This is a genomic window from Flavobacterium sp. (assembly GCF_031423415.1).
GTDB lineage: Bacteria > Bacteroidota > Bacteroidia > Flavobacteriales > Flavobacteriaceae > Flavobacterium.
Genome location: NZ_JANPFL010000046.1, coordinates 70,414 through 85,873, shown reverse-complemented (window position 1 = coordinate 85,873; position 15,460 = coordinate 70,414). Strand labels below are relative to the sequence as shown.

16 protein-coding genes and 1 tRNA gene are annotated in these 15,460 nt (G+C 35.1%); 7 read left to right on the top strand and 10 right to left on the bottom strand.

Annotated elements, in window-relative coordinates:
- Positions 1-110: 110 nt before the first annotated feature.
- The 8 genes from RMO83_RS04995 to RMO83_RS04960 form a co-directional block, all read right to left on the bottom strand.
- Positions 111-338: a hypothetical protein gene (locus RMO83_RS04995; protein WP_310558579.1), complete on the bottom strand. Its 228-nt coding sequence runs from the start codon at positions 336-338 to the stop codon at positions 111-113.
- Positions 339-408: 70 nt separating this feature from the next.
- Positions 409-747 (bottom strand): HepT-like ribonuclease domain-containing protein, encoded by a 339-nt coding sequence (locus RMO83_RS04990; protein WP_310558578.1) that lies wholly within the window; start codon positions 745-747, stop codon positions 409-411.
- Positions 740-1,039, bottom strand: coding sequence for a nucleotidyltransferase domain-containing protein (locus RMO83_RS04985; protein ID WP_310558577.1), 300 nt, complete (start codon positions 1,037-1,039; stop codon positions 740-742). The genes RMO83_RS04990 and RMO83_RS04985 overlap by 8 nt, the downstream gene beginning before the upstream one ends.
- Positions 1,040-1,209: 170 nt before the next feature.
- Positions 1,210-1,512, bottom strand: a complete 303-nt coding sequence (locus RMO83_RS04980; RefSeq protein WP_185964804.1) for a helix-turn-helix domain-containing protein — start codon at positions 1,510-1,512, stop codon at positions 1,210-1,212.
- Between the two features lies 1 nt (position 1,513).
- Positions 1,514-1,852, bottom strand: coding sequence for a type II toxin-antitoxin system RelE/ParE family toxin (locus RMO83_RS04975; RefSeq protein ID WP_310558576.1), 339 nt, complete (start codon positions 1,850-1,852; stop codon positions 1,514-1,516).
- 89 nt (positions 1,853-1,941) lie between these two features.
- A complete protein-coding gene (locus RMO83_RS04970) occupies positions 1,942-2,451 on the bottom strand; it encodes an acyl-CoA thioesterase (protein ID WP_310558575.1) in 510 nt (169 codons plus the stop codon).
- A gap of 176 nt (positions 2,452-2,627) precedes the next feature.
- Positions 2,628-3,011 carry a DoxX family membrane protein gene (locus tag RMO83_RS04965; RefSeq protein ID WP_310558574.1) on the bottom strand — a complete coding sequence of 128 codons (384 nt, stop codon included), beginning with the start codon at positions 3,009-3,011 and terminating at the stop codon, positions 2,628-2,630.
- Between the two features lie 4 nt (positions 3,012-3,015).
- Positions 3,016-4,164, bottom strand: coding sequence for a DNA polymerase III subunit delta' (locus tag RMO83_RS04960; RefSeq protein WP_310558573.1), 1,149 nt, complete (start codon positions 4,162-4,164; stop codon positions 3,016-3,018).
- Between the two features lie 184 nt (positions 4,165-4,348).
- Between RMO83_RS04960 and RMO83_RS04955 the strand changes: the two genes are divergently transcribed.
- From RMO83_RS04955 to RMO83_RS04940, 4 genes are all read left to right on the top strand, one after another.
- On the top strand, positions 4,349-4,936 hold the full coding sequence (locus tag RMO83_RS04955) for a Uma2 family endonuclease (RefSeq protein WP_310558572.1): 588 nt from the start codon (positions 4,349-4,351) through the stop codon (positions 4,934-4,936).
- Between the two features lie 103 nt (positions 4,937-5,039).
- Positions 5,040-5,129: transfer RNA gene (locus tag RMO83_RS04950), tRNA-Arg, on the top strand.
- Positions 5,130-5,154: 25 nt separating this feature from the next.
- Entirely contained in the window at positions 5,155-6,138 is a 984-nt protein-coding gene (locus RMO83_RS04945) for a hypothetical protein (RefSeq protein ID WP_310558571.1), read from the top strand.
- Between the two features lie 161 nt (positions 6,139-6,299).
- Entirely contained in the window at positions 6,300-6,608 is a 309-nt protein-coding gene (locus RMO83_RS04940) for a GIY-YIG nuclease family protein (RefSeq protein ID WP_310558570.1), read from the top strand.
- 228 nt (positions 6,609-6,836) lie between these two features.
- On the opposite strand, the gene RMO83_RS04935 is transcribed toward RMO83_RS04940, so the two are convergent.
- On the bottom strand, positions 6,837-8,156 hold the full coding sequence (locus RMO83_RS04935; RefSeq protein WP_310558569.1) for a tail fiber domain-containing protein: 1,320 nt from the start codon (positions 8,154-8,156) through the stop codon (positions 6,837-6,839).
- A gap of 853 nt (positions 8,157-9,009) precedes the next feature.
- Positions 9,010-9,240, bottom strand: coding sequence for a T9SS type A sorting domain-containing protein (locus tag RMO83_RS16980; RefSeq protein WP_409024998.1), 231 nt, complete (start codon positions 9,238-9,240; stop codon positions 9,010-9,012).
- Between the two features lie 1,804 nt (positions 9,241-11,044).
- Here RMO83_RS16980 and RMO83_RS04930 point away from each other — a divergent pair.
- The 3 genes from RMO83_RS04930 (at position 11,045) to RMO83_RS04920 (ending at position 15,459) form a co-directional block, all read left to right on the top strand.
- Complete coding sequence (locus tag RMO83_RS04930; RefSeq protein ID WP_310558568.1) at positions 11,045-12,232, top strand: phosphoglycerate kinase; 1,188 nt, start codon at positions 11,045-11,047, stop codon at positions 12,230-12,232.
- Between the two features lie 109 nt (positions 12,233-12,341).
- A complete protein-coding gene (locus RMO83_RS04925; protein ID WP_310558567.1) occupies positions 12,342-14,402 on the top strand; it encodes a LysM peptidoglycan-binding domain-containing protein in 2,061 nt (686 codons plus the stop codon).
- Between the two features lie 79 nt (positions 14,403-14,481).
- The gene (locus RMO83_RS04920) at positions 14,482-15,459 is read left to right on the top strand and encodes a DUF4837 family protein (protein WP_310558566.1); all 978 of its coding nucleotides are present in this window, start codon (positions 14,482-14,484) and stop codon (positions 15,457-15,459) included.
- Position 15,460: the final 1 nt, after the last annotated feature.

The following is a 15,460-nucleotide window of genomic DNA, read 5'->3' as shown; positions in this document are numbered from 1 at the left end:
TATTTTGCCTAACATATTGCCACTTTTTTATACCGAAATATACACTTTTTGGCGATTTAAAAGTACTGTTTTCAACTGAATTTAATCACAAGTTATTAACAATCAAATTGTTAATTCATTTTTAAGGAATGACTATTTAGTTCTCCTTTAATCCTCTTGTAAACAACATTTAATAAACTATCCATTTGAATATAATAGTTTTGAGAGCAATTAAGCATATTTACTCCTTTGTCAAGACATTCTTGGTTTTTCTTTTCTAATGCATCTATGGTTGGAATGCAATTTTGTGCTTGCATCTGAATCCCGATGAATAGTAACCAATAAAATAAACACTTCATTTTTAATATTGATTAACAGATTAAATTGTTCACACAAACAACACCTTAAATTCTCTAATTTTTCGGGTTTTTATTCTCCTAATAAAACTTCAACTTCTTTTTGTAAAACGGGCAAGTTTTTAATCACAATTCCCCAAATTACATCATCTGAAACAGAATCGTAACCGTGAATTATTCGATTTCGAACGTCAACAATTTTTCTGGAATTTGAAATTTGAATGTGGTTGTCTTCTTTAAGAATTCGGCTCATTGCTTCGCCAATAATTTCAATATTTCGTTCTACGGCTCGTTTTGTTCTCAAATCATTTTGATACACTTCAAACAATTTAGGAGTATCAACAAAATAGCTTTCAATTTCGTTTATAGAACCCAAAATATCATAAAGCCAAGTTTTAATAGTATCATCCATAAATCAATTTTTTATTTTGATTTACTGTTTTTCTAAAATAGGGGTTTTTGATGGCTTTTTCTTCAAGTAAGTCAACGTTTCTTTTTAGAATATTTTCGAGAGAAAATTTAAGATCATAATAATTGTCGCCATATTCTAAAACGTCAATGGGTTCAAAATCGACTATTAAATCGACATCACTTTCAGCATTAAATTTATCCGTTAAAACAGACCCAAATGCATACAAAGATTTGACCTTGTGCATTTTGCATAAAGTTAATATATCTTTATTTAGTTTTTCTATTAGTCTCATTTTTTGAAAAAAGTATTACCAAAAATACATAAAATAAGTTAAACTCAATTTTAAATTAATCTGTGTTTTAATTTTATGGTTTTTACACAAACAACGCCCTCAATTCCTGAGCATCTTTCGGATTCAATTTACCTGCCAAGACCAAGCTCAATGGTTTTCCGTTACATATTCTATTTAAAAGAAAAAGTCACTTTTTTCCCTAGTCCAATTTCTAAAAGTTTGTACAATGTTGAAAGTTGAATATCGCTATGTCCGTTTTCAATTCTGGATATGAAACTTTTTTTAGTTCCTGTTTTTTCGGCAAGCTGTTCTTGAGTTAAATGAGCCAGAAGTCTTTCTTCTTTAATCATTTCGCCAATTGAAAAAGCTTTGGCTTTAATTTCAAATTCGGCACGTTTTATAGAACCTACTTCACCATAACGTTTGTCCAAATGTTCTTCGAATGTTGTTGTGTTTTTTATCTTTGTTTCCATTTTATTTTTCATTAAAATATTCAACTTTTAATTTCTCGGCTTTATCAATTTCAGATTTTGGTGTTTTTTGCGTTTTCTTTTGAAAACCATTAAACAATACTACCAAGCGTCCTTCGTCAAAACAGCAAAATATTCTATAAATATTGCTGCCAAGTTCTACTCTAACTTCATAAAGACCATTGGTTCCTTCTATGTGTTTCAGGAATTTTCTTGGAACTCTTTCAATTACAGTTATTAAAAAAAGGACTTCATCTATTTTATCTTTCACTTTTTCGGATTGCTTTTCAAAGAAATCCTCAAAGTGCTTTTTATAATATAGAATTTGTCTGATTTTTTCCATGAAGCAAAGTTAACTAATTATGGAACAAGCAATGTGTTTTTTCTGTATATTTTTTAAATATTTAAAACATTGAAATAGACAAGTGTGTTTTACACAAACAACGCCTTCAATTCCGTTGCATCGTGAGGATTTAATTTTCCAGCCAATACCAAGCTCAACTCTTTTCTTCTCAAGGCGTCATTATAACGGTATTCTTCTAATTTGGTTTCGGGAATGATGTGAGGGACTTCAACGGGTTTTCCGGTTTCATCAACAGCAACAAAAGTATAAATGGCTTCGTTTGACTTGATTCTTTCGCCGGATTCGCGCTCTTCAATCCAAACATCGAGGTAAATTTCCATTGAAGTTTTGAAGGCTCTTGTTACTTTTGCCTCAATAACGACAACACTTCCCAAAGGAATTGCCTTGTTGAAAGCCACATGATTTACAGAAACAGTCACCGCAATTCTTCGCGAATGTCTTCCTGCAGAAATACTGGCCGCACGATCCATTCGAGCTAATAATTCGCCACCAAAAAGATTGTGCAAAGCATTGGTTTCGCTTGGTAAAACCAAATCTGTCAATACAGTCAAAGATTCAGAAGGATGTTTTGAAGTCATTTTTTATGTATTCTTTAACCATATAAGGCATATAAGGTCAATTAAGTTTGTTGTAATAAAAAGTATTGTACTTTTTGTTGAGCAAAACTACAAGTCTATTTCGAGTATGTAAGTCATTAATTAGTTTGTAAACCAACCTTTAACGACCTTATATGTCTTATATGATAAACCTTTTTCTAACTTAGCCAATAGACCGCCATCACGGCCGGAATAAAGTAGATAACAATTGTTCTGGCACCGTCATAATCTTTGGCCAATCGTTGTCCAAAAAGTAACATCAATAAAGTGATACTTGAAAAAACAGCGCCATACAAACCAAAAGTTCTTCCGTTGCTTACCAATAATTCGATGCAACCCACGATACACAAAACACCAGAAATTAATTCCAACACTAGAATGTGTCCCAAGGCTAAAGGCACCAGATTTTTGAGTTGTGTTTTGGCAAAATGCCCTTTTAACCAATCGAGGTTGTCTTTCCAATAAAACAGTTTGTCATAACCCGATTGTATAAAAGTGATGGCCAAAAAAACCAACAGCAAAATGGAGGCAGCGTTGTTCATATTCTTATTTTTTGTGGATTAAACGAGTGAGCTTTATAGATAAATCGGTTAGAATAATTTTAGCATTTCCGTTGCGCTCTATGTGGTAAATTGCGTCGGACAATTCTTGAAATATTTCGTGAATGTTGTTTCCATTGACAAAAGGTGCAAATTTTGCAATTGTGAAATTCTCAACCGTGGGTTCCATATAAATCAAACTCGGCGTTTCGTAATTGTGCAACAACGCCTGACGAAAAATATCGATACAATATTGCAAGAATTTCTTTTGGGTCTCTCTTCCCAAAGCGGCTATTTGTTCGCTCCATTGAATTAAATCCGCAATAACGGCGGCATTTTTTTTGGCTTGAAAAGCGGCACGAACCCAGACCACAAACCATTGTTCAAACGGAAATTCGTCATTATCGTCTAGGAGCAAATGCAAGGCTTTGTTGTAATTTCCTTGCGCTTGATGCGCGATTTTTGTGGCTAATTTTGGTTCAATATTTTCACGAGAAACCAAAGCTGTTGAAATAATTTGTTCACTCAATCCAATAAAATGCAAAACTTGGCAACGCGAACGAATCGTTTGAATAATATCTTCCTCACTTTCAGAAATCAGAATGAAAACTGTTCTTTCTGGTGGTTCTTCGAGTAATTTCAACAACTTGTTGGAAGCGGCGGTATTCATTTTATCGGCCATCCAAACAATCATAATTTTATAACCGCCTTCGTAGGATTTTAAGGCCAACGATTTTAGGATTTCCTGAGCATCATCCACCCGAATTTCTCCCTGCTTGTTTTGAACTCCTAAAACAGAATACCAATCGAACAAACCTCCGTACCGATTTTCAAGTATGAACTGCCTCCAATCCGCTATGAAATCAATGCTTTTGGGTTTTGTTTTGACATCTTCAGTGCTTACAGTTGGATACACAAAATGCAAATCTGGATGCGCAATTTTTTGGAATTTTAAATTGCAACTTTCATTCGCACCAGCGTTTTCCCCGTTTTGATTATTGCACAAAATATACTGCGCATAGGCAATCGCCATAGGCAAAGTGCCACATCCTTCGGGACCAACAAACAATTGTGCGTGGGGAATTCTTCCCAAATCGGCACTTCGTGTCAAATGATTTTTGATGTGTTCCTGTCCTAAAATTTCTGAAAACTGCATAGGGCAAATATAGGATAAAATGGACTAGACCTTAAAATTTAGTTTCTAAAATTTCTAAAAAGAAACGTTCTAAAAATTTTTAAAAAACTAATTGCAGGGTTTTTGTTGCTCAAAACCTACAAAAACAAAGAAATACTTGAAAAGAAGAAAAATTAAACTAATTTTGTTACTAAATATTCCCATTATGGCAACGGTAACCAATTTTTCTGACCTTGATTTAACAAAAGAATATACTTATTCAGACTATTTGCTTTGGCAATTTTCTGAACGAGTAGAATTAATCAAAGGATTCATCAGGCAAATGAGTCCTGCACCCAACCGATTTCATCAAGTGGTAGCACGAAATATTACGGGTATTTTTTTAAATGCATTTATAAAACATTCTTGCAATGTTTATTTTGCTCCTTTTGATGTTCGATTACCCATTCCGTCAAAAAAGAAAGATACAACAGTAGTGCAACCAGATATTTGTGTAGTTTGTGACAAAAGTAAACTAGATGATGCAGGTTGTAATGGTGCGCCTGAATTGATGATAGAAATTTTATCTCCCAACAATTCTAAACACGATGTAGATACTAAGTTCAAATTGTACGAAGAAGCAGGTGTTTTAGAATATTGGATTGTAGAACCTGTCGAAAAAATTATTTTTGTTTACACTTTGGTCAACGGAAAATACATTGGTTTAAAACCACAAACCGAAGGCGAAAATATCCAAAGTCCATTATTTCCTGATTTGAAAATTGCAATTATTGATGTTTTTGAAGAAGACTAAAAAAATGCAGAATTAGTGTAATGGTTGCACACAAGCCTTCAGAGCTTGCGACGTACCTCCAGTACGTAGGAGCGGGTTCGATTCCCGCATTCTGCTCAAAAACACGCCCGTAGTGTAAAGGCAGCACAACAGCTTTCGGTGCTGTACTGGGGCTTCCAACCCCTCGGTCCCGGTTCGATTCCAGGCGGGCGTGCTATTTAAACAAAGATACTTTCTTTATGAATGAATTATTAAAGTTGTTATCGCGTTACGAGATTGAGTCGAATACTAAAGATTTAATCCCTGTTTTGACGCATAATAGTTTTTCTGAAAAAAACAATTCAAGATACGTTTTCTTGGGGCAATTTGCTTATAGAGGAATCGTAGCTACTTGGGTTTTTGAAAATATTGCAGGAACTGGAACACAACTCCAACACTATTTGGGCAATTTACTAAGCCAAAAACGATTAGAAAGTTACTACGAAAAATGGAAGATTTCTAAAGTGAGAATAGCCAGTACAGCCCAAATCGATCAACAGAAACATATTTTTGTGTACGCTGTATTAGGCTATATAGTAGAAAATGCCTCAGAAGAACAGTTGCAAGAATTCGTTTTTAATCAATTTATTGCATCGGCAGATCATTTGTTGCCAAGTGTTTACAAACATAAAAACGAATGGGACAAATTGGTGTTTTTGTGCAAACAAGAATTCAATCAAAAACCAAAATTAATTACAACAATTAGCGATGATAAAACCAACAAAATCGAAGTATTCTTGAATGATGAAGTAATTGGTTTAGCCAGTTCTATTAGTTTTAAATATGCCAAAAAGAAAGCAATTACTGCTGCTTTGAAGCATATTACAATTGAAATTGAGAAAAAGCTAACAAAAAGTCCAGTTTATATCGAAAACGAAAAAATCAGGAAAGAAAATTTAGAAGTTGAAAAACTGCAAGTAAAACAGGTTCGACAAGAAAAACATTTGCTTCGCAACAAAACACACCAAGAAAAAATGGCAGTGCGAAGACAGTTGATAGAAAAAGAAGCCCAAGAATTAGACAGAAAGCGAAAAGAGGTTAAGCAAAAATTAAAAGAAAAAGCGTCCAAAAAAGGAGTAAACACGATTTATCGGGAATACACCGCCGAAGAAATTGCTGCAATGAGCGTCTCTAAACGGAGGAATTTGCAAGACAAAGGCATCATTTCAAAAGGAATAAACTAAATACACCAACTTTGTCACTCTGTAGGAGTCTCATCAAACCTTCGACTCCAGCTTTGTCTCGCTGTAAGCGTCTCAACGCAACTTGGCAGAGATTCCTACGGAATGACAAACAGTAGTATTGAAAATTTAAATTCAAAACTATTACTTAATTTTGATAAAAAATGATAGAATACACCGAAGGCATTTACAATTTCTATGTTTACATCATTACCAACAAAAACAAAACAGTCCTTTACACAGGTGTTACCAATAACCTGAAAAGAAGACTGATCGAACACAAAGAGAAGAAAAATCCTACTAGTTTCTCAGCTCGATACAATTCAGAATTTCTGCTCTACTACGAACATTTCGGTTGGATACAACTTGCGATTGCTCGTGAAAAAGAAATTAAGAATCTTAATCGTGAGAAAAAGTTAGACTTGATAAAAGAATTCAATCCAGAATTGAATTTCTTGAATGATTTGTTTTGAGACGATAATCTGTCCAATTTGTCACTCCGTAGGAGTCTCAACGCAACTTGGTAAGGATTCTTTCAGAATGACAAACCTGAGTACTAAAAATAAGTAGACAAACACTTTCTAGTTTCATTTGTCATTCTTAAAAAATCTCAACTCTCGTGTGTTGAGACGCTTACAGCGTGACAAACACTACTGAATGCTGATTGAAACTTCAAACTTGTCAAATCAAATTCGTCAAGTTTATTCTATCGATAACAACAATCTTGCTTCCAAGGTGTCGATCTTCGCTTGTTGAGATACATAGAGAGTAAAGAGGTTATCGATCTTAGTAGAGAGTTCTCTGATCGCTTCGATGATAGGAGCTATGAGGTTTCCGTATTGTACTGATTTGTAACCATCGGCATCAGTCAGGACGAGTTCTGGATAGACTGCTTCTACTTCTTGTGCGATCACTCCGAGTGTATCTTTTTTCTCCAATTTTGAATAGTAACTATATCCTGAGATCTTCAAAAGATTCGCAAGAGGAGAAGTCAAAACTTCGATATCTGACTTGTATCTACGATCAGAATTGTAATAGTACGCATCGGCTCTTGTGTTTCCGTTGATCTTAAGCTTGTCTGTCCCAGCACTTTCAGTAGATGCAAATCCTATAGTGAGTGAATCAGTGATAGCAGCATCTCCAGCTACATCGAGGGTCTTGTTTGCAATAGCAGTGTTGATACCTACTTTTACATTAGAGGTATAGTCATTTGTAAACGAGTATGTGGTTGGTAATCGAGTATTGATTGCGGCTTTTTTTGTAGAGCCAAAGTTTATGTTTCCATTGTTGGTAGAGATATCTAGTGCAGTATAGTTTGAACTCTGATCTATAGCAGTAGATGTACTTCCGTTATTAGCTTGTTTTACTGAGAGAGTACCACGAGATTCTACTCCACCTCCGATGAGTATAGATCTTGTACCTCCTAGATCTGGATCTTCAAGGTCAGCACTATCCATCCCGAGCAAGAGTGTCCCGTTGACAGCAGTATTACCAGCTACCGCTGCATTACCTACGACATCAAGTGTCGCTTGTGGTATACCAGTAGTATTGATACCAAGTTTGGTAGAAGCACCTTCTGCAGAAAACTTAAAAGAAGTATTTTGATCTGAAGAAGTAATATACCTGGATGTCATATTTACAATACCAGCTTCAGTATTCACATCAAGTTCTGTATAATTAGTAGATAGTTTTGCTTTAAGATTATTTCCTTGATTACCCAAAGATGCACTATTTTCTTTACGTATAAGAAGACCTCCACGAGATTCTACTGTACCAGCTACTATCATTGCGGTATCAGTTTTTGAAGGTGGGTCAAAGGCGTTTATATTATTGTCCGTTGCACCTACTCTTAATACTGACTGTGTATTGAAATCAGCCCCAACTTCTGATTCTGAACCATCTTTTTTTGCCAGAAAAATATTTCTTTCGTTACCTGCGCCAGAAGTTCTTTTGAAGACACCATCATCATTTGCTCCAGTATTTGAGACGATGACTTTACCTGTTGGATCGACTTTGAGCATACATCAAGATCATACAGGACAGTCGTATTTAGGATCTGTAAAAGTGAGATCTCATCCTACGGTAAAATTACCAGCTCCAGAGATACTACCATCAGTACCATCGAGCCATATTTTAGCTCTGGTGGCACTAGTGTTTGTATCTACTCAACTTGATGAGAGAAAAATCTTTTGGATAGTAATGACTGCATTTGATAGATTGGTTGGGATATTCAATCCTTGTGCTAGAGTGACACCTGCTCCTATTATTGATAATGTAAATACTGTACCGAGTACAAGAGCAGAGTTTTTTGAACTAAAGTGTGTGGTAGTCTTCATGAGTGTGGTTATAATAAAGAGTAAAAGTAATACTGTTTGGGTGTCATTGCGCAACGCAGCGATCTAGTCATTATATATTCAACTGAATACTAATAGACTGGTTCCTTCCTTAGTCAGGATGACGATAGATTTGTGGATTGCATCAATTGACGAGTTTTGTTAGTGGATTGCTTCGTGCCTCGCAATGACGAGTTACTAACAATACATAGAGTGTAATACTTTTTTGATAGAAATCAAAAAAAAACACTACCTGACGATAGATAGAGTTCCGTTTTTTTGTTTTTGTGATATAATTGTTTTTTGAGCAAACCCCTCTTACCTCCCCTTGTCCTCAAGAGGACTAGCCCTGCGTCGCAGGGGAAACATCCATAGGACTTCTCCTCCCTGTCAAGGGCGCTGCGAAGCAAGTGACCAAAGGAAATCCTCTTGAGGAACTCTTGGGGTGAGGGTGGGGTGGGTTTGCTAAACTAATATCGAGAGATTCCGGACCAAGCCCGGAATGACACAAGACCAAGCCCGGAATGACACAGGGGAGAAATTAGTTTTTGATAAGTTTTTTGGTTGTAGTCTTTTTATCCTCGCTCGTACTTTTGACAATGTAGTGACCATTTGCTAGCATACTGATATCGAGAAGTTCTCCTTCTTTATAACTACCATACCCTATCACCTGTCTACCAGTAGTATCGTAGATCTCTACATCGAGGGTCTCAGATGGTATATCATTGTTATTGTCCAAGGCGATAGATTCGTGAGCAGGATTTGGATACATCATGAGTTCTGGAGCTGGAGTAGTGACGAAATCATCAGTTCCCAAGTTCCCATCTGGTCCTATCTCTTGGAGATTATCAAACGAATTTCAATTAGGATCTACAGCAATTGATATCCATGAATTTTTAGCTTGATTTCGTTGAAAACCTATGCGCTTGGTTGAAATAGCAGTTGCTCAGGTATTGATATCTGCTCATCTACGAGAAGCACATATTACTATGAGTCCATCTGGTAGTGGACTACCGTCATTGAGAGTCTTTGGGAGAGTAAATTTGGAATACATCATATCGCTCAGAGTATTGTTGTCTTGTGTACTGTCTGCTCGTCCATCTTCTTGCGGGACAATGAGATTGAGCGTATTTCATGATCATCACCTAGCTATGAAATTTCTGTTATTACTTGTTTTGACAGTATTATCTCTAAACATGAAAGTGCCATTTCCGACTTGCTCAGAATCTTTTTGTGTTTCACCTGTTACTGCATTATCATCAGTATAACTATTTGCTATAGCTGGATTATATGCTATTACATTACCAGAATTATCAGAGGCTCCTGTATCGATGTTTTTTTCTCCAGTAGTGTTTGGTAATGAAGTACCATTACGGAGTACAAAAAGTTCTACTGTGGTAGCACTTGCATTATCTGTTATTCTTTTGAGGACCTGTTGTGCTTGTGTGGTTGCTACACCCGCGATGGTGAGTCAGGTAGCTAATCGGTTTTTAAGATTTTTCATGATAATTATAATTAAATAACTAAAATACACAGCGTGTATTACTTTTGGTAGTATTATATATGTTTTTTTGACTCTTACAGAGTGACAAATTTTGTGGTTAGTTTGTCATGCTGTAAGCATCCCATCAACCTCTTGTCAACAAATTTTGAGATTCCTACGGAATTACAAATGAAGAGTGACAAATAGGATCAGACAAACTTGCTCAAAAAAAATAATAATTTGCTGTTTCTTGGTTTATAGTTATGGTGTTCTATTTTTACAGTATTGTTTGTGTTCAACAAGCTTCAGGTTTTGGTAAAAAGGTTACAATCATTTATCGTGGTGTAAGAGTCGAGACTCTTACAGAGTGACAAATGGTGTATTAAAAACTTACTTTTTGTATTATGGCTTTGTTTGATAACGCAATTAGTCAAAACTTCAACTGGTATCCCTACCTTGTCTATTTAATGACCGCTTTTGCTATTTGCCTTTTCAGTTGTAATGCTGCTAAGCATCCTTTTGAATTTCCTATCTTCCAGCTAGTTATGAAGGCAACAACACCCTATAACTGCTTTTGTCTTGTGGTTTAGTTCAAATTTTTATGTAAAAGAACGTTTGTAAAATACAAATATTACGAAATGATTTTGTATTGTGCAAGTTTGCGTGTTTTTTTGTTTTCCAGTCCGCTGTAAGACTTGGCAAACACGAAACCACTCTCTTTGTCCATCCAGTTTGTCCGTCCAATTTGTCCACCCAATTTGTCACTCTGAAAGAGTCTCAACGCACAAAAGCAGGGATTCTTTCAGAATGATAAACGAACTGGAGAAGCAATTACAACGAAACCAATCTTTTTGCCCATCCAGTGCGTCCACCAAGTTTGTCACTCTGAAAGAGTCTCAACGCAATTGAGTATAGATTCCTACGGACACGAGAGCTTTACTCGAACTGGCGAAGCAATGACAAATAATACTGCCACGTTGGGCTCTCCAGAAAAACCAGTCTTTATTTGGCAATTTTGAATTTATTGCTAATCAAAAAATAGTATCTTTGCGTAGCAATATTCAAAATTTAAACTAAAATAAAAAAATAGACAATGAAAACTATTAACGATTTCGATTTCAAAAACAAAAAAGCGATAATCCGTGTTGATTTTAACGTCCCTTTAGACGAAAATTTCAATGTGACAGATGCTACCCGTATTGAAGCCGCAAAACCAACAATCGACAAAATTATTGCTGATGGTGGAAGTGTTATTTTAATGTCTCATTTGGGAAGGCCAAAAGGAGTTGATAGAAAATATTCGTTGGGGCATATTATAGAAAAGGCTACTGAAATTTTGGGTCAAATCGTTTATTTTTCTCCCGATTGTATTGGAAGTGAAGCTGAAAAAGCTGTGGCAAATTTAAAACCGGGACAAATCTTAATGTTAGAAAATCTACGTTTTTATAAAGAAGAAGAGGCTGGAGATGTTGCTTTTGCAAAAGAATTAGCTTCATTTGGCGATATTTATGTCAACGACGCTTTTGGAACAGCCCACAGAGCGCACGCTTCAACTACTATTATTGCACAGTTTTTTCCAGAATCTAAATGTTTTGGACTATTATTAGCCAAAGAAATCGAAAGCTTGAACAAAGTTTTAAAAGATTCTCAGAAACCAGTTACAGCAGTACTTGGAGGTTCAAAAGTTTCATCGAAAATTACAGTTATTGAGAATATTTTGGATAAAGTTGATCATATGATTATTGGTGGAGGAATGACTTTTACTTTCGTGAAAGCCCTGGGCGGAAATATTGGCGAGTCTATTTGCGAAGATGACAAGCAAGAATTAGCCTTAGAGATTTTGAGATTAGCCAAAGAAAAAGGAGTTCAAATCCACATTCCTGTTGATGTTGTTGCTGCAGATGCGTTTTCAAATGATGCCCATACTAAAATTGTTGATGTTCGTGAAATTCCTGATGGATGGCAAGGTTTAGATGCCGGTCCAAAATCATTGGAAGCCTTCAAAAAAGTAATTTTAGAGTCAAAAACCATTCTATGGAACGGACCACTTGGCGTTTTCGAAATGCCAACTTTTGCTAACGGAACCATCGAATTAGGTAATTTTATTGCTGAAGCTACTGCAAACGGAGCTTTCTCACTTGTAGGAGGAGGAGATTCAGTCGCAGCGGTGAAACAATTTGGTTTTGAAGACAAAGTAAGTTATGTTTCTACTGGTGGAGGAGCGATGCTAGAGATGCTAGAAGGTAGGATTTTACCTGGAATTGCAGCAATTTTGGACTAATAAATGCGTTTTTAACAATATTTAGTGAAATTTATAGTTTATACCTATTAGATTTGCAGCAAACAATTTTTTATAATTGTTTGTTGCATAATATGTTAATTATAAAAATATGAAAATAAAAAATATAGCCCCACTCCTTTTTTTGTTTTTTTCAATTCAAACTTTTTCACAAAAGTATTATGAAAACAAACCGATTACAAAAACAGAAACCCAAAACTTTTATTTAGATTCCATCAAAAAAACTTTTTTAAAAGACGATCTCGCTTCTTGTGTTGACAGTCTTTGGTTGAAGGAATTAACAAACCTCGATTTATTTAATGACCTCTCTGACGATATAAAAAATATCAATATCGACGAACAAGTAGATTATGAATTGCCTACCGAATTGCTCAAACAAAGACTGGCAGCAATGGACGCAAAATCCCCTTTTAATATTGAATACAATCCTGGTTTAGAAAACATTATTAAGGCTTTTTTAAAGAACAGAAAAAAATCTTTTGGCCGATTGATGGCTATTTCAGAATACTATTTCCCAATGTTTGAAGAGGCTTTGTCCAAAGAAAATGTGCCTTTGGAAATAAAATATTTGGCTATTGTAGAATCTGCTTTGAATCCAAAAGCCGTTTCCAGAATGGGGGCAACTGGACTTTGGCAGTTTATGTATCAAACAGGGAAGCAATATAATTTAAAAATTGACTCCTATGTTGACGAACGCAGCGATCCGTTAAAATCGAGTGAAGCGGCAGCCCAATATATGAGTAAAATGTATACCATTTTTGGCGATTGGGATTTGGTTTTGGCATCTTATAATTCTGGGCCAGGCAATGTTGCTAAAGCAATTCGTCGTTCGGGAGGGCAACAAAACTATTGGAATATAAGAAAAAATCTACCTAAAGAAACTCAAGGATATGTTCCTGCTTTTTTAGCAACAATGTACATTTACGAATACCGTAAAGAACACGGAATTAAGCCTGAAAGAGCCTTAGTACAACATTTTGCTACTGATACAATTATGATTAAAAAGCAAATGTCTTTCAAACAAATATCGGATTTGCTCGATGTTCCTGTGGCTCAACTACAACTTTTAAACCCTTCTTATAAAATGAATGTGGTTCCAGTTTATGGGGATCAAAATCATTTTTTAAGATTACCAAAGGATAAAATTGCCGTTTTTGTCTCAAACGAAGACAAGATTTATGCGTATGTACAACGTGATTTAGATTTTCGCGAAAAACCGTTTCGGGTTCAACAAGCCATTGTCTTGAATGATACACTAAATTACTCAACGCAACGAGTTACCCTCCCAAAAACTAAATATTACACCGTAAAAAAAGGTGATAATCTGAGTGAAATTGCCGATAAATATAGCGTAACGGTTGCTGACATCAAAAAATGGAATAGACTGAAAGGAAGTACTGTTGCCCGTGGAAAAAGTTTAAAAATAATGACAAATGAAAGTGTAGCACAAACGGTTAAAAAAGAATCGAAAACTACTATTGTTCCGGTAGAAATTAAATCAAATAATCAGCATATAGCTGCGTCAGAAAACAAAATTAATAAGGACGATAAGGCAACTAAAAGTGGTATAACCGATACTTTATCAACGTCGGGTGTTTCTTTATATGTAGTTCAAAAAGGAGATAATTTGACTAGTATCGCTAAAAAGAACAATGTTTCTGTCGCTGAAATCAAAGAATGGAATCACCTTTCTAATGCTCCTATTCAATTGGGAATGTCCTTGCAAGTAGCTAAAATTGAAGCAAATGAAGTGGAAGTAATCGCTTCAACAACTAAGACAGAAAATGTTGAATATATTGTTAAAAAGGGAGACAATCTTGGAAATATTGCAAAAAAATTCGGCAGTTCTATAGATGATTTGAAACAATGGAACAATTTGCAAGATAATAACATAGCAATTGGAAATTCTTTGATTGTGGCTAAAAGTGAAGTGGCGATTGAGAACAATACCGTTGCTAACACATTTGACAAAAAAGAAAGTTTAGCTTTAGCGTCAAAAAATAAAAATAACGATTATCTAGTTAAAAAAGGAGATTCATTATACAGTATTTCAAAAAAATATCCTGGAGTAAGTATTTCAGATATTAAAAAATGGAACAACATAAACGGGGAGGAACTTAAACCTGGAATGAAACTAAAAATTAACGGATAATACCCTAAACTTTTCTACATTTGGGTTTTTATATTGACACTGTTTTTTTGTGAATGGTATCATTTGTAACTAGATTATAATGAATAAAAACCTTGTTTTAATTTTATCCTTACTACCATTTTTATTTTTTTCTTGCGAAAAAAAAGAAGATAATTTACCGCGAAATGCCACTGGGAAAACGAACACAATTTCTGTAATTATTGACGATCAATTGTGGAACGGGGAAATTGGCGAAAGCATTCGAAACAAATTTGCTTCACCAGTTATTGGCTTGCCTCAAGAAGAACCTCTTTTTACTATAAATCAATATCCTGTAAAATTGATGGAAGGATTTATGACCGATAGCCGGACGATTATAGTAGTGAAAAAGGACAAAAAAACCCTATTTGAAATACAAAAAAATCAATACGCGTCGCCTCAGAACGTGTTTCATATTTCTGGAAAGACTAATGGAGACATTCTTGAAATCATTGAAAAACACACATCTAAAATCATTCAAATCATTAAGGAAACGGAAATTGCCGAAAGTCAAAGAATCAACAGACAATCCTTGATTAATCCGATAATTATTAGAAACAAATTCCAAATTGCTTTAGAAGTTCCTTATGGGTATTCGTACGCACTTCAAAAAAATAAATTTCTTTGGTTGAAAAAAGAAATCATCAGCGGAAACAGTAGCCTTTTGATATATGAAGTTCCCATAAAGTCGATTAGAAATAATGCTACTACTATTACCAATATTATCAGAATACGAGATTCTATTGGCAATTTATACATTAGTGGTGCCGAATTAAACACACCAATGATGACCGAAGAAGGATATTCTCCATATCTCTTTAAATTGAAGCTAAACGGCAAAGAAACTTATGAAACTAAGGGAACTTGGGAGTTGAAAAATGATTTTATGTCCGGTCCATTTGTCAATTATGCGATTGTAGATGAGCCACACAACCGAATTTTGATTTTAGAAGGATTTTGCTATTCTCCATCTAAAAAAGAGCGGGATTTAATGCACGAATTAGAGTCTATAATAAAATCTGTAGTTATTTTAAAGTAAT

Bases quoted from the DNA above. Each gene is read 5' to 3' on its own strand.
- RMO83_RS04995 (WP_310558579.1), bottom strand. From the start codon at position 338: ATGAAGTGTTTATTTTATTGGTTACTATTCATCGGGATTCAGATGCAA.
- RMO83_RS04990 (WP_310558578.1), bottom strand. From the start codon at position 747: ATGGATGATACTATTAAAACTTGGCTTTATGATATTTTGGGTTCTATA.
- RMO83_RS04985 (WP_310558577.1), bottom strand. From the start codon at position 1,039: ATGAGACTAATAGAAAAACTAAATAAAGATATATTAACTTTATGCAAA.
- RMO83_RS04980 (WP_185964804.1), bottom strand. From the start codon at position 1,512: ATGGAAACAAAGATAAAAAACACAACAACATTCGAAGAACATTTGGAC.
- RMO83_RS04975 (WP_310558576.1), bottom strand. From the start codon at position 1,852: ATGGAAAAAATCAGACAAATTCTATATTATAAAAAGCACTTTGAGGAT.
- RMO83_RS04970 (WP_310558575.1), bottom strand. From the start codon at position 2,451: ATGACTTCAAAACATCCTTCTGAATCTTTGACTGTATTGACAGATTTG.
- RMO83_RS04965 (WP_310558574.1), bottom strand. From the start codon at position 3,011: ATGAACAACGCTGCCTCCATTTTGCTGTTGGTTTTTTTGGCCATCACT.
- RMO83_RS04960 (WP_310558573.1), bottom strand. From the start codon at position 4,164: ATGCAGTTTTCAGAAATTTTAGGACAGGAACACATCAAAAATCATTTG.
- RMO83_RS04955 (WP_310558572.1), top strand. From the start codon at position 4,349: ATGGCAACGGTAACCAATTTTTCTGACCTTGATTTAACAAAAGAATAT.
- RMO83_RS04945 (WP_310558571.1), top strand. From the start codon at position 5,155: ATGAATGAATTATTAAAGTTGTTATCGCGTTACGAGATTGAGTCGAAT.
- RMO83_RS04940 (WP_310558570.1), top strand. From the start codon at position 6,300: ATGATAGAATACACCGAAGGCATTTACAATTTCTATGTTTACATCATT.
- RMO83_RS04935 (WP_310558569.1), bottom strand. From the start codon at position 8,156: ATGCTCAAAGTCGATCCAACAGGTAAAGTCATCGTCTCAAATACTGGA.
- RMO83_RS16980 (WP_409024998.1), bottom strand. From the start codon at position 9,240: ATGTATCCAAATCCTGCTCACGAATCTATCGCCTTGGACAATAACAAT.
- RMO83_RS04930 (WP_310558568.1), top strand. From the start codon at position 11,045: ATGAAAACTATTAACGATTTCGATTTCAAAAACAAAAAAGCGATAATC.
- RMO83_RS04925 (WP_310558567.1), top strand. From the start codon at position 12,342: ATGAAAATAAAAAATATAGCCCCACTCCTTTTTTTGTTTTTTTCAATT.
- RMO83_RS04920 (WP_310558566.1), top strand. From the start codon at position 14,482: ATGAATAAAAACCTTGTTTTAATTTTATCCTTACTACCATTTTTATTT.